This is a genomic window from Pseudomonas alcaligenes (assembly GCF_014490745.1).
In the GTDB taxonomy this organism is placed as follows: Bacteria; Pseudomonadota; Gammaproteobacteria; order Pseudomonadales; family Pseudomonadaceae; genus Aquipseudomonas; species Aquipseudomonas alcaligenes_C.
In genome coordinates, this window is the sequence record NZ_LZEU01000001.1 from 192,044 (window position 1) to 204,388 (window position 12,345).

At 66.9% G+C, this 12,345-nt stretch carries 10 protein-coding genes; 1 reads left to right on the plus strand and 9 read right to left on the minus strand.

The window, feature by feature from the left end; translation table 11 throughout:
- Positions 1-20: 20 nt before the first annotated feature.
- The 8 genes from A9179_RS00885 to A9179_RS00920 form a co-directional block, all read right to left on the minus strand.
- Positions 21-554, minus strand: coding sequence for a chemotaxis protein CheW (locus A9179_RS00885; protein WP_187803981.1), 534 nt, complete (start codon positions 552-554; stop codon positions 21-23).
- Between the two features lie 10 nt (positions 555-564).
- Positions 565-2,214 carry a methyl-accepting chemotaxis protein gene (locus A9179_RS00890; protein WP_187803982.1) on the minus strand — a complete coding sequence of 550 codons (1,650 nt, stop codon included), beginning with the start codon at positions 2,212-2,214 and terminating at the stop codon, positions 565-567.
- 13 nt (positions 2,215-2,227) lie between these two features.
- Positions 2,228-4,447 carry a chemotaxis protein CheA gene (locus tag A9179_RS00895; protein ID WP_187803983.1) on the minus strand — a complete coding sequence of 740 codons (2,220 nt, stop codon included), beginning with the start codon at positions 4,445-4,447 and terminating at the stop codon, positions 2,228-2,230.
- Entirely contained in the window at positions 4,444-4,782 is a 339-nt protein-coding gene (locus tag A9179_RS00900; RefSeq protein ID WP_187803984.1) for an STAS domain-containing protein, read from the minus strand. The genes A9179_RS00895 and A9179_RS00900 overlap by 4 nt, the downstream gene beginning before the upstream one ends.
- 11 nt (positions 4,783-4,793) lie before the next feature.
- Positions 4,794-5,162 carry a response regulator gene (locus tag A9179_RS00905; protein ID WP_187803985.1) on the minus strand — a complete coding sequence of 123 codons (369 nt, stop codon included), beginning with the start codon at positions 5,160-5,162 and terminating at the stop codon, positions 4,794-4,796.
- Positions 5,163-5,192: 30 nt separating this feature from the next.
- Positions 5,193-6,329: a methyl-accepting chemotaxis protein gene (locus A9179_RS00910; RefSeq protein ID WP_187803986.1), complete on the minus strand. Its 1,137-nt coding sequence runs from the start codon at positions 6,327-6,329 to the stop codon at positions 5,193-5,195.
- Positions 6,330-6,558: 229 nt separating this feature from the next.
- The gene (locus A9179_RS00915; RefSeq protein WP_187803987.1) at positions 6,559-7,200 is read right to left on the minus strand and encodes a response regulator; all 642 of its coding nucleotides are present in this window, start codon (positions 7,198-7,200) and stop codon (positions 6,559-6,561) included.
- 306 nt (positions 7,201-7,506) lie between these two features.
- Complete coding sequence (locus A9179_RS00920) at positions 7,507-8,478, minus strand: LysR substrate-binding domain-containing protein (RefSeq protein WP_187803988.1); 972 nt, start codon at positions 8,476-8,478, stop codon at positions 7,507-7,509.
- Between the two features lie 155 nt (positions 8,479-8,633).
- On the opposite strand from A9179_RS00920, the gene A9179_RS00925 reads away from it, so the two are divergent.
- The gene (locus A9179_RS00925) at positions 8,634-9,596 is read left to right on the plus strand and encodes a DMT family transporter (RefSeq protein WP_316851805.1); all 963 of its coding nucleotides are present in this window, start codon (positions 8,634-8,636) and stop codon (positions 9,594-9,596) included.
- A gap of 3 nt (positions 9,597-9,599) precedes the next feature.
- On the opposite strand, the gene A9179_RS00930 is transcribed toward A9179_RS00925, so the two are convergent.
- Complete coding sequence (locus tag A9179_RS00930) at positions 9,600-12,203, minus strand: LuxR C-terminal-related transcriptional regulator (protein ID WP_187803989.1); 2,604 nt, start codon at positions 12,201-12,203, stop codon at positions 9,600-9,602.
- Between the last annotated feature and the right edge of the window lie 142 nt (positions 12,204-12,345).

Here is a 12,345-nt window from a genome sequence, read left to right on the forward strand (position 1 = left end):
CGCCATCCGCCATACGCGCCTCACGGAGCCGGCTGGTCGAGTTCGCCGACCAGTTGCGCCAGTTCGTCGAGCGACAGCGCCTGGGGGATGTCCAGGACGATGACGAACTGCTCGTTCTGCTTGAGGATGCCGGCGATGAAGTCGGCACGAATACGTGCGCCGAACGCCGGGCGGGTTTCCAGCTGGTGCCCCTCCACGGCCAGCACTTCGTTGACCGCATCGACGATGATGCCGATCAGCTGCTGGTTGTCGTCCTGGGTGACCTCGACGATGACGATGCAGGTGCGCTTGGCGATGCTGGTGCGTTCGCGGCCGAAGCGCACCGACAGGTCGATCACCGGTACCACCGCGCCGCGCAGGTTGATCACCCCGCGCAGGAAGGGCGGCACCAGGGGGATTTCGGTGAGGCTGCCGAACTCGATGATCTCGCGGATGTGCTCGATCGGCAGGGCGAACAGTTCGTTGCCCAGGGTCAGGGTGAGGAACTGCTGGGTCAGCGGCGTTTCCGCCACGGCGGGCGGGCGGCCTGGTACCTGGGCTGGCAGGGTGGTCATCGCGCTACTCCTAGAAGCGGGTAAAGGCCGACTCGTCGATCTGCTCGTCCTGCACCTGGCGGCGCAGCGGCTGTACCGGCTTGCCGCTCGGCACGGCCTTGCGCGGCCGCCCGCCCTGGCTGGCGGTGCTGCTGTGCGGGCTGCCTTCGGCCAACTGGAAGAACTGGATCATCTCCTGCAGCTGCACGGCCTGGCCGCTCATCTCCTCGGAGGTGGAGGACAGCTCCTCGGAAGCCGAGGCGTTGACCTGGGTGGTCTGCGCCAGCTGGGTGACGGCCAGGTTGATCTGCTCCAGGCCGGTGTTCTGCTCGCGCGAGGCCGAGGAAATTTCCTGCACCAGGTCGGCGGTCTTGCGGATCGATGGCACCATCTGGTCGAGCAGCTGACCGGCACGTTCGGCCAGGGTCACGCTGTCGCTGGCCACCGCGCCGATCTCCTGGGCGGCCACCTGGCTGCGTTCCGCCAGCTTGCGTACTTCGGCGGCCACCACGGCGAAGCCCTTGCCATGGTCACCGGCGCGCGCCGCTTCGATCGCCGCGTTGAGGGCGAGCAGGTTGGTCTGGTAGGCGATGTCGTCGATGATGCCGATCTTGCCGGCAATCTGGCGCATGGCGTTGACCATCTCGCGTACCGCCGCGCCGCCTTCCTCGGCGTCCTTGGACGACTGGCTGGCCATGCTGTCGGTAACCTTGGCGTTCTCGCTGTTCTGCGCCACGGTGGCGGCGATTTCCTCGACGGAGGCGCTGGTTTCCTCGACGTTGGCCGCCTGTTCGGAGGCGTTCTGGCTCAGCGCCTGGGCCGAGGCGGCCACCTGTTCGGAGGCCGAGGCCAGGGAGTCGGCAGTCATGCGCACGTCGCCCATGATCGAGCGCAGCTTCTGCACCATCTGCTGCAGGCTGAACAGCATGCTGGTCTGGTCGCCGTTGCGCAGGGCGATGGCCACCGTGAGGTCGCCGGCGGCCACCCGCTGCAGGGCCTTCTCGGCATCCGCCGGCTCGCCGCCGACCTGGCGCACGATCATGCGGGTGACCAGCATGCCGATCAGTACGGCGAGGACGAAGCCGCCGATCATCAGGCCGATCATCAGGTTGACGATGCTGTTGGTGATGGCGGTGGATTCGGTGTTGACCTGTTCCGCGGTCTTGTCGTTGATATCCACCAGATGGCTGACCGTCTCCAGCAGCTTCTCGAAGATCGGCCGGGTTTCCTGGCGGATCAGCTGGTCGGCGGCCTGGTGGTCGCCGGCCTTGAGCAGGGCCATGACCTTGTCGGCCGACTCGCGGTAGGCCGGCAGTACCTTGTCGTATTCGGCAATGGTCTGTTCTTCTTCCGGGGTCAGCACGGTGTTGCGATAGGCCGTGAACGCCTTGTCGATGGTCTCGTTGGACTTCTGGTTCTTGCTGTCCTGCTCGCGGGTCTGTTCGACCTCGTTGAGCGCCAGGGCCACGTACAGGCGGCGGTAGTGCTGGATGGTCTCGGACTTGACCTGGCCGAGGTCGCGGATCGGGATCAGGCGGTCGAAGTAGATGCTGCTCATCATGCCGTCGACCTGCTTGAGCTTGGCCGTGCCAAAGCCGCCGATGACGAGCGAGACCAGCGCGACCAGCAGGAAGGAAACGGTCAGTTTGGTTGCAAGGCGTAGCTGAGTGAACCAGCTCATGGGTGTCTCCTGGTTATTGTTCTGCATGCAAAGGGGGAGCGAGCGGGGCCGGCTGGCGACCTAGCTGGTTGGCCTGGTGGGTGATCTTCTGCACCAGGTGGGCGACATCGAGAATCAGGGCGACCCGGCCATCGCCGAGGATGGTCGAGCCGCTCAGGCCGGAAACGCTGCGAAACAGGCTGCCGAGCGGCTTGATCACCGCCTGGAATTCGCCGATCAGCTGGTCGACCACCACGCCGGCGCGGCTCTGGCCGAACTGCAGGACGACCAGGCTCTCGCGGATGCCGACGGCCGGCGGCAGGTCGAACAGGTCGCGCAGGCGCACATAGGGCAGGGCCTCGCCGCGCAGGCTGAGCAGGTCGTGCTGGCCTTCCTGCTCGCCGAGGTCGACGCATTCGATGACCTGATCCAGCGGCAGGACGAAGGTCTCGTCGGCCACCTTGACCTGGAAGCCGTCGATGATCGCCAGGGTCAGCGGCAGGCGGATGCGCACCGTGCTGCCCAGGCCGAATTCGCTGAGCACCTCGACCTCGCCGCGCAGCTGTTCGATGTTGCGCCGCACCACGTCCATGCCCACGCCGCGGCCGGAGAGGTTGGTGACCTGCTCGGCGGTGGAGAAGCCGGGTTCGAAGATCAGGCGGAATACTTCGTTGTCGCTGAGCACCTGGTCGGCCTGCACCAGGCCCTTCTCGATGGCCTTGGCCAGGATGCGCTGGCGATCCAGGCCGCGGCCGTCGTCGCTGACCTCGATGGCGATGCTGCCGGACTCGTGGTAGGCGTTCAGGCGCAGGGTGCCGCGGGCGGTCTTGCCGGCGGCCAGGCGCGCCTCGGAGGGTTCGATGCCGTGATCCATGGCGTTGCGCACGATGTGCATCAGCGGGTCGGCGAGCTTTTCCACCATCGACTTGTCCAGCTCGGTGTCGGCACCGGTGATCAGCAGCTCGATGTCCTTGCCCAGCTCCTTGCTGATGTCGCGCACCACCCGCGGGAAGCGCTGGAACACTTCGCCGATGGCCACCATGCGCAGCGACAGCGAGGCATCGCGGATGCGCTCGACCAGGGTGGCGACGCCTTCGTTGGCCTCGGCCATGGCCGCCGGGTCGCCCTGGCGCAGCGACAGGCTGGCGGCGGCGCCGGCGATCACCAGTTCGCCGACCAGGTTGATCAGCTGGTCGAGCTTGCCCACTTCGACCTTGATGAATACCTGCTCGTGGGCGCGTTTCTCCTCGGCCTGCTTCTGCTTGTGCAGGGCGGCGGAGACCACCGGTGGCGCCACCAGCTGTTCCTCCACCAGCAGGGTGCCGAGCGGTGGCGCCGGCTGCGGCGCGGCGTTCTGCAGATCGAGCACATGCTGCAGTTCATGGGCGGTGAGGGCACCGCTGCGCACCAGGATCTCGCCCAGGCGGCCGGGCGATTCCGGCAGGCTGGCGATCAGGCGGATGTAGGCGTCGATGGCGCTGTGCGGCGGCAGGATCAGCAGCTGGCTGTCTTCGCGGATGAACTCGAAGGCATCCTCGATTTCCTGCTTGGCGGCGCTCGACTCGAACTCGATCTCGAAGCCCAGGTAGCTGCTTTCGGCATCAAAGCCGGCGGCGTCGGGGATGTATTCGGTGAGGGTGTGCAGGTAGACGATGCGCCCGAGCTTGCTCAGGTAGCGCAGGAATGACAGCGGGTCGAGGCCGTGGCGCAGCACGTCGACCTTGGGTCGCAGGGAGATGTGCCAGAGGTCGCTGCTGACCGCCTCGCCTTCCAGCACGTCGACCCGGCCTTCGGCCTGGGGCATGGCCAGGGTGCTGAGCTGGCTGGTCGGCTCGGCGGCCGCAGCCGCTTCGCCAGTCTCACCCTGGAGCAGGCACTGGTTGAGCTGGTCGAGCAGGTAGGCGCGCAGTTCGGGGTTGGGCTCGATGGCTTCCTGGCCGTCCTCGACCGCAGTGAGCAGGCTGCCGATGTAGTCGCTGCAGGTCAGCAGCAGCGAGAGCATGCTGCCGTCCAGCGGCTGCTCGCCGTTGCGTACCTGATCCAGCAGGCTTTCCACCACGTGGGTGAAGTCGATCAGCGAGCTCAGGCCGAACAGCCCGGCCGAACCCTTGATGGTGTGCGCGGCGCGGAAGATGGCGTTGACCCGGTCGGTGCTGTAGCCGCCGTTCTCGATCTCCAGCAGCGCTTCTTCCATGGCCACCAGCAGTTCGCGGCCTTCCTGCACCAGGGCGCCGCGGGCTTGGTCGAGGTTCATGGGCGCTCTCCCGGGCTGTCGAGCGGTATCACCAGCGGGTCACCCAGTTCGGCCACCAGGTTGAGCAGGTCGAGCACCTCGCGCACGCTGTGCGAGTGCTGCACGAAGGTCAGTTGCTTGTTGCGCCGCTGCGCCTCGCGCTTGAGCATCAGGAGGATCTGCACGCCGCTGCTGTCGAAGTCCTGCACGTTGGCCAGGTCGATATCCAGCTGCTGGTGCTGGCCGAGCAGGTCGAGCAGTTCGTCCTTCAACTGGTTGGCGTGGTAGATGTTGAACTCGCCCTGTACCGCGGAAATGTACCGCCCGGCTTCTTCACGACTGTGGATCTCGGCCATGGCAGCCAACCTCAGGGCAGAATCAGTTTGGATACGGCATCCAGCAGTACCGGCGGCTGAAACGGTTTGACCACCCAGGCGCGCACGCCGGCGGCCTTGCCCTCGGCCTTCTTGGCCTCGCCGGCTTCGGTGGTGAGCATGATCACCGGGGTGAACTTGTAGGCCGGCAGCTGCTTGGCCGATTTGACGAAGGTGATGCCGTCCATGTTCGGCATGTTCACGTCGGAGACGATCAGGTTGATCTTGCGGCCGTCCAGCTTGCTCAGCGCATCCTTGCCGTCGCAGGCTTCCAGCACGTCATAGCCGGCGCCCTTGAGGGCGATGCCGACGACCTGCCGGAAGCTGGTCGAGTCGTCCACGATCATTACGGTCTTGCCCATTGGCTCGCTTCCTGTGTTCTGGCGGATGGTTCAGAAGAAAGTCACCGACGACTGCTCGACGCCGGCGGAACCCTGGCCGCTGTGCACGCGTTGCTGCTCGAGGGTGGTGTAGCTGGCTTCCAGCACCCGCAGCCATTCGCTGCTGGTGGGCGGCGGTTCCTGGCCCAGGTTGGCCTGCAGGCGCTGGATGTCCTGGGTGACCTGGGCAATGATCTGGCTGACCCGATCCTGGAACTGCAGGTCGACCAGCACGCCGCTCACCGTGTGCTCGACTTCCTGGCTGTTGCTCTGCAGCAGTTGCAGGCGCTGTTCCAGCTGGCTGAGGCCGCTGCCGAGCTCGCCGAGCACGTGGCCGACGATGCGCTCGGCTTCCTCGATGCTGCTGCGGCTGCGGCTCGACATCTGTTCAGCATGGGCGACCATGGCTTCCATGGCACGACCCATCACCTGCACCTTCTCGGTGATCTTGGTGCCGGTGTCGCCGGACAACGACGACAGCTTGCGCACTTCGTCGGCCACCACCGAGAAGCCGCGGCCGCTCTCGCCGGCGCGGGCCGCCTCGATGGCTGCGTTGAGGGCCAGGAGGTTGGTCTGCGAGGCGATCTTGGCGACGTCCTCGGCCATCCCGTGCAGCTCGCTGACGAAGCTGCCCAGCTCGCGGATTTCCACCAGGAAACGCTCGCGTTCCTGGTCGGAGTCGCCGAGGGCCTTGACCGCCTGGGGCAGGGCCACCTGGGCCTCGCGCAGCACGCTGGAGACATCCGCCCCCTCGCCGCTATTGCCGAAGTCGAGCACCTGGCGCATCTGCTGGCTCATGTGGATGAATTTTTCGGTCAGGCCGCCGGCGGCGCTGTAGGTCTGGCCCTGGGCCAGCTCGATATGCCGGATCCATAGCGGCAGCACCGCATCGAGCAGCTCGCGCAGCCCCTGCAGGTGGGCGCGGGTCTGTTCCAGTTCCGTGTCGTTGCCGCTGGCGACGTGGCTGGCGGTGGGGGCGGCGGGGCGCTGGCCGAGCAGCAGGGCGAGCCAGCCGAGCAGCAGCAGGGCGATCAGGGCGCCTTGCCACCAGATCGGGGCCAGCCATAGACAGGCCACCGGAATGGCCACCACACCAAGCAACAACCAGGGACGCGAAGTCAGGGTCAGCAGCCGTGGGCGTTCGACCATGGAGAGTTCTCCGGGCAACGGGGGGAGGATCACGCGACCAGCCTTATTTCTTATAGTTAAAGCCAGGGCAGTTCGTCGGGTTTTCGTCGGCGACAGCCGGCCAGGCCGATCAGTGGCAAAATGCCACTGGGCCTTCCAGTACATGCAGCTTATGCAAACGGCGCGCAGGCGCTTATCAGCGTTTTGCGGAGCGGCTAGGTAGTTTTACCGAGCCGTTTTCAGGCGGGGTTCACTCATCGAGCTTGATGATGCCGCGGCGCAGGGCATACAGCACCAGGCTGGCCAGGTCGCGGATGCCCAGGCGATCCATGATTTGCGCACGGTGGGTGTCCACGGTCTTCACGCTGAGGTTGAGGATGAAGGCAATTTCCTTGTTGCTCTTGCCCTTGGCCAGCCAATAGAGCACTTCCTGCTGGCGGTTGGTGAGCAGCTCGAGGGGCGCTTCCACGCTGTGCCCGGCGGCGGCATCGATCACCTGACCGGCCACCCGCGGGCTGAGGTAGCGGTGGCCGCTGAGCACGGCCTGCAGGGCCAGCTGCAGTTCGATCACCGCGGCGTCTTTCAGCAGGTAGCCGGAGGCACCCATCTGCATGGCCTTGATCACGTAGTCGCGGGTGTCGTGCATGGACAGCAGGATCACCGGCAGCTCGCTCCAGCGCGAGCGCACCCGGGTCAGCGCCTCCAGGCCCGAGCAGCGGCGCATGGTCAGATCCAGCAGCAGTACATCCGGGCTGTGCACTTCGAGCAGGGCGATCACCTGATCCCCATCGTTGCCCTCGGCAACCACCTGATAGCCGGCTTCCACCAGCAGCGAGCGAATTCCGGCCCTGACCAACTCGTGGTCATCAACCAATACAACCCTTGCGGGCATTCTTTGACTCCTCAAACCGGGCTTTCCCCTGCCATGACGGGTATCGACGCCTCCTTCTGTCGATACGGCAACCGTGCTACCCAGCTCAGTGGATTCTTGTTCTTTCCCCCCACGAGCGGGGCGCATGCTGCTTGAAGCGCTGCGTACTGGCAATCAGCCAGTTACTGAGGCCGAAATCGCCGTTTTTCGCCGCCTACAGGCGGAAAAAGACGCGATCCGGCGGCGCCAGTGTGCCGTAAAAGTGGCCGTCTGCCAGCTACCTTTTGGACTATTTTGTCCACTCTGGTCTAAAAGTTGACTGAATGGTTAGGAGGCGTCACGTTTGCTTTTCTGGGGCGCGGGGGCCGCTTGCGGCGCAGCCGCTGTGTGCCCGGCAGTCGAGGGCCCGGCCTGGGTCAGCAGCCACTGGTAGAAGGTCTGCGCCGACGGCGACAACTTGCGGTGGCGGGCGTGCACCAGGTAGTCGTGGCGCCCGCTGTGCAGGCGCAATGGCCCGACCTGGCGCAGGGTGCCGGCCGCCAGCAGGTCGTGGGCCATGAAGTCCCAGCCCAGGCCGACGCCCATGCCCTGCAACACGGCGTTGAACGCCAGGGTGTTCTGGTTGAAGGTCAGTGCCGAGCGCGGCGGCCGGTAGTCGACGCCGAAGTGGCGGAACCAGTCGCGCCAGTCCATGCAGTCCCAGGCCGAGGAGTCGAGCTGGATCAGCGGCAGCGCCTGCAGCTGCTCGAGGGTCTCCACGGGGCCGATATCCAGGCTGGCGTGGCAGATCGGGAACACCACCTCCGGGTACAGCGGCTCGCCGTGCAGGGTGCTCCAGGCGCCGTCGCCATACAGGATGCCGAGGTCGCAGCGCGCGCAGCTGCTCTCGTTGACGTCGTTGGTCGACTGGATGTTGATGGTGATCTGCGGGTGCAGGCGGTTGAACGCGACGATCCGCGGGAACAGCCAGTAGTGCGCCACCGACTGGGTGCAGGTGATGCTCACCGCCTGCTGGCTGTGTTCGGTGCGGATGGCGCTGACGGTGGCCTGCAAACGCTGCAGCAGGGGGCCGACCTCGGCATACAGTGCCGTGCCGGCGGCGTTCAGGCTGATGCCGCGGGCCTGGCGCTCGAACAGCGGCACGCCGAGGCTCTGCTCCAGGGCCTTGATCTGTTTGCTCACCGCGCCCTGGGTCAGGTACAGCTCGCTGGCGGCACGGGTGAAGCTGCCGTTGCGCACCACCGCCTCGAAGAACAGCAGGGTTTCCAGGGGTGGGAGCTGCTTGCTGAGCCGGCTCATGGATGGCGCTCCGTGGGGAAGAAGACTGGCAAAGCCTAACAGAGACATTCCTATATGGAATGACTGAGTGCCCGCTATTCGTTTGTCGAGAGTGTCAGGGCCCCATAGCCTGAGCCCTGAGTTCGCCTTCTGCCGGCGAGCCTATGGGAACAGCTATGAGTATGAAACAAGGTGTGATGTTCGGTGGCCTGGCCGGCGCGGTCTGGGGTCTGGTATTTCTTGCGCCGCTGCTGCTGGGCGATTTTCCGCCCCTGCTGCTGAGCTGCGGGCGCTTCCTGATGTATGGCCTGGTCGCCCTGCTGGCGACCCTGCCGATAGCTCGCGAGCTGCTGGGCAAGCTGCGCTGGAGCGATGTGCCGACCCTGCTGCGCCTGGCCCTGACTGGTAACCTGCTGTACTTCGTGCTGCTCGCCGAGGCCATCCAGCGGGTGGGCGTGGCGCCGACCTCGCTGATTATCGGCGTGCTGCCGCTGACCGTGACCCTGCTTGGCCGCCATGAGCACGATGCGCCGCCGCTGCGCCAGCTGGTCGGGCCGCTGCTGGCGATCCTGGCGGGCATCCTGTGCATCAACCTGGAGACCCTGGCTGGCGCCGCCGCGCGGCAGCAGTCGCTGCTCGACCAGCTGCTCGGCCTCGGCTGCGCGGCGCTGGCGCTGGCCAGCTGGAGTTTCTTCGTCACCGACAATGCGCGCTGTATGAAGCGCCAGCAGCGCTTCGGCAGCAACGAGTGGTCGCTGCTGCTGGGCCTGGCCACCGGCTTGCTGGCCGCGCTGATCTGGCTGGGCGCCTGGCTGCTGGGCTTCGACAGCCTGCAACCGCCGCTGAGCGCCGAGCGCTGGCAGAGCTTCTGGCTGATCAACGCGGGGCTGGCGGTGGTCGCCTCCTGGCTCGGCTACGCCTTGTGGAATGCCTGCGCACAGCGCCTGCCACTGACCCTGAGCGGCCAGATGGTGGTATTCGAAACGCTGTTCGCCCTGGTCTACGGCTTCATCTACCTGCAGCGTCTGCCGAGCGCCCTGGAGCTGCTGGCCATCGCCCTGCTGCTCGGCGGGGTGGCGTTGTCCGTGTGGCGCCACCAGCAGCTGGCGGCGCGCAGTGCGCTGCCGGCTGCCGCCTGAGGCTCAGCCGATCCAGCCCTCGGCCTTGGCCCGGGCCACCGCTTGGGTGCGCCGTTCCACGCCGAGCTTGACGTTGATCCGCCGTGCGTGGGTCTTCACCGTGTGCAGGGAGATGTACAGCTGCTCGGCGATCTGCAGGTTCGAGCAGCCCTGGGCGATCAGCTCCAGCACCGCCAGCTCGCGCTTGCTCAGCAGCGATTCGCGCGGCTCCAGTGCCAGGTTCGGCGGGGTTTCCGTGGGCAGCAGGAAGTGCTGCCAGGTGGCTGCCGGCAGCACCCGCTCCAGCCACTCGCGGCGGCGTTGGTAGAGACTCTGCAGCGGACGGCGCAGGGTCAGGCGCTCGGCTTCGGCGACGGCCTGGCGCAGGCTGTCGTCGGCCTCGCGCTGCTCGCCGAGGAACTGCGCCTCGGCCAGGCTCAGGCTGCATTCGGCAGCCAGGCGGCGATGGCCGGAGTGCTGGAATTCCGCCTGCAGGCTGCGCAGCTCGGCGCTGGCGGCGGCCTGCTGGCCGAGCAGCAGGCGGGTGTGGGCGTTCAGGTGGCGGGCACGCAGCTGCAGGTCATAGAAGCCGGACGGGGCCAGCAGGCGTTCGTTGAGCATGCGCTGGCACACTGCCTGGAAGCAGGCCAGGGCGTTGTCCAGTTCGCCCTGCTGCAGCCACAGATGGCCCTGGCTCAGCAGCAGCACCTCGCGGTAGCGCACTTCCGGTACCTGCAGCCACTGCATCTGCCGTTCGGCCTTGCGCAGCAATTGCTGGGAGCGCTCGAACTGGCCGCGCAGGGCGGCCAGCTCGGCCAGGCCCTGGTAGCCGAACAGCAGGTAGGCGTCCTCGCACTTCTCTGCCTCGGCGAGACCGGCTTGCAGGACTTCGTCGGCTTCCAGGGTGGCGCCCTGGGACGCCAGCAGGCTGCCGCGCAGCAACAGCAGGCGGGCCAGCATGGGCCCGCGCAGGTCGGCGCTGCGCAGTTCCTGGATGGCCTGCTCGGCCTGCTCCAGGGCCCGCCCCGGCTCGCCGAGCATGGCCAGGAAGTGGCTGCGGTCGACGCTCAGCAGCGCCTCGAACAGGCGGTTGCCGCGCTGGCGCGCCAGGCGCAGGCCCTCGCGGTTGTGCTGCTGGGCATTGTCCAGGTCGCCTTCGATCATGGCCTGCTGGGCCAGGGCCTGGTGGCAGAGGATGCGTTGCGCCCAGCCGGATTCGTTGAGCACTGCCAGCGCTTCCAGGCAGTGCTGGCCGGCGCTGCGCAGGCCGCGCTGGCGCTGCAGCACGCCGAGTACCGCCTGGTACTGGGCGATCAACTGCTGCTGGCGGCGGGCGTCGGGTTGCGGCAGGAAACGGCTGAGCCCGGCGATGCACAGGTCGGCCTCGTCCAGGCGCGCGCAGATGATCAGGGCCCAGGCGTGCAGCATGATCAGCCGCGGGGTGCTGGCGAACAGGCTGGCCGGCAGCTCGTCGCGCCAGTGCAGGAACTGGGCGACGCTATGGCCGATCAGCAGCTGATCCTGGCCGTAGCGCTGCAGGTAGTTGGCCGCCACTTCCGGCTGCTCGGCCCACAGTGCGTGTTCCACCGCCTCGCGCACTTCGCCGCGCTGGGCAAACCACTGGCAGGCATGCACGTGGGCCTGGTGTGGCGTCAGGCTGCCGGGCAGCTGCTTGAGCATGGTCGCCAGCGGGCGCCACAGGCGGAACCACTTGCCGCAACCGTCCAGGCTGCGCAGGAACAGCTGGCGCTGGCGCAGCTGCTCGAGCACTGCGGGGCCGCTTTCGTCTTCCAGCAGGTGTTCGCACAGCGCGGTGCAGAAGCGCGGCATGTGGGCGAGGATGCGCAGGGCGTGCAGCAGGGGCTCGGGCAGCTCGCTGAGCACTTCGCGTTGTAGATAGTCGAGCAGTAGCGGGGTGCCGGCGTTGAGGCGCTGGGTCAGGTTGTGCGCGTCGCCGTCGATCAGCAGCAGGCAGATGCCGGCCAGCCAGCCTTCGCTGTGTTCCAGCAGTTGCTCCAGCAGTTCGTCGGGCAGCTGCAGCTGGCGCTGGCGGAGCAGACGCTGCAGTTCGTCGTTGTCCAGGGCCAGGCTCTGCGCGTCGAGCTCCAGCAGGTCGCCCTGCAACAGCAGGCGCGGCAGGTTCCAGGCTGGCCGGCGGCGCCCGCTGATCCACCAGCGCAGGGTATGCGGTGCGCGTTCCAGCAGGTGGTCGAGGCAGGCGTCCAGCTCGGCGCAGGGCTGCCGCGGGTAGTCGTCGAGGATGATCCACAGCGGCTGTTCGACCCGGCCGAGCAATTGGCTCAGTTCGGCACAGGGGTCGCCTTCGCCGGGGCTCATCTGCAGGGCGGCGGCGACCCGGGCGAGCAGCTCCGCGGGGCTCAGCGGGTGGCCGAGCAGGTCGAGCCAGACCAGGCGGGTGTTGTTGGCGGCCTGGCGGGCGCATTCGTTGAGCAGCACGCTCTTGCCGAAACCGGCGGCGGCGCTGATCAGGGTCAGACGGGCGTCGCTGGCGAGCAGACGCTGGCTCAGACGCTGGCGGGTGATGTGGCCGACCGGCAGGCGCGGCAGGGCGCTGTCCTGGGGGCGGTGGCGCGCGGCCATGGGCAGGGCGCGGACATTGTCATGCATGTGCTGGCCTCGACGCTGTTCTTGTGTTTGTACGGTCGATGGGGACTCAATTGATCATACGGGGTTCTGCAGTCGGCACTATCGGCTGAATAGTGCACTAATTGCCGCATCAATAATGCTGCCGTGTGGCGATAAAAAAGGC

Bases quoted from the DNA above. Each gene is read 5' to 3' on its own strand.
- A9179_RS00905 (WP_187803985.1), bottom strand. From the start codon at position 5,162: ATGGGCAAGACCGTAATGATCGTGGACGACTCGACCAGCTTCCGGCAG.
- A9179_RS00900 (WP_187803984.1), bottom strand. From the start codon at position 4,782: ATGGCCGAGATCCACAGTCGTGAAGAAGCCGGGCGGTACATTTCCGCG.
- A9179_RS00925 (WP_316851805.1), top strand. From the start codon at position 8,634: ATGAGTATGAAACAAGGTGTGATGTTCGGTGGCCTGGCCGGCGCGGTC.
- A9179_RS00920 (WP_187803988.1), bottom strand. From the start codon at position 8,478: ATGAGCCGGCTCAGCAAGCAGCTCCCACCCCTGGAAACCCTGCTGTTC.
- A9179_RS00910 (WP_187803986.1), bottom strand. From the start codon at position 6,329: ATGGTCGAACGCCCACGGCTGCTGACCCTGACTTCGCGTCCCTGGTTG.
- A9179_RS00895 (WP_187803983.1), bottom strand. From the start codon at position 4,447: ATGAACCTCGACCAAGCCCGCGGCGCCCTGGTGCAGGAAGGCCGCGAA.
- A9179_RS00915 (WP_187803987.1), bottom strand. From the start codon at position 7,200: ATGCCCGCAAGGGTTGTATTGGTTGATGACCACGAGTTGGTCAGGGCC.
- A9179_RS00930 (WP_187803989.1), bottom strand. From the start codon at position 12,203: ATGCATGACAATGTCCGCGCCCTGCCCATGGCCGCGCGCCACCGCCCC.
- A9179_RS00885 (WP_187803981.1), bottom strand. From the start codon at position 554: ATGACCACCCTGCCAGCCCAGGTACCAGGCCGCCCGCCCGCCGTGGCG.
- A9179_RS00890 (WP_187803982.1), bottom strand. From the start codon at position 2,214: ATGAGCTGGTTCACTCAGCTACGCCTTGCAACCAAACTGACCGTTTCC.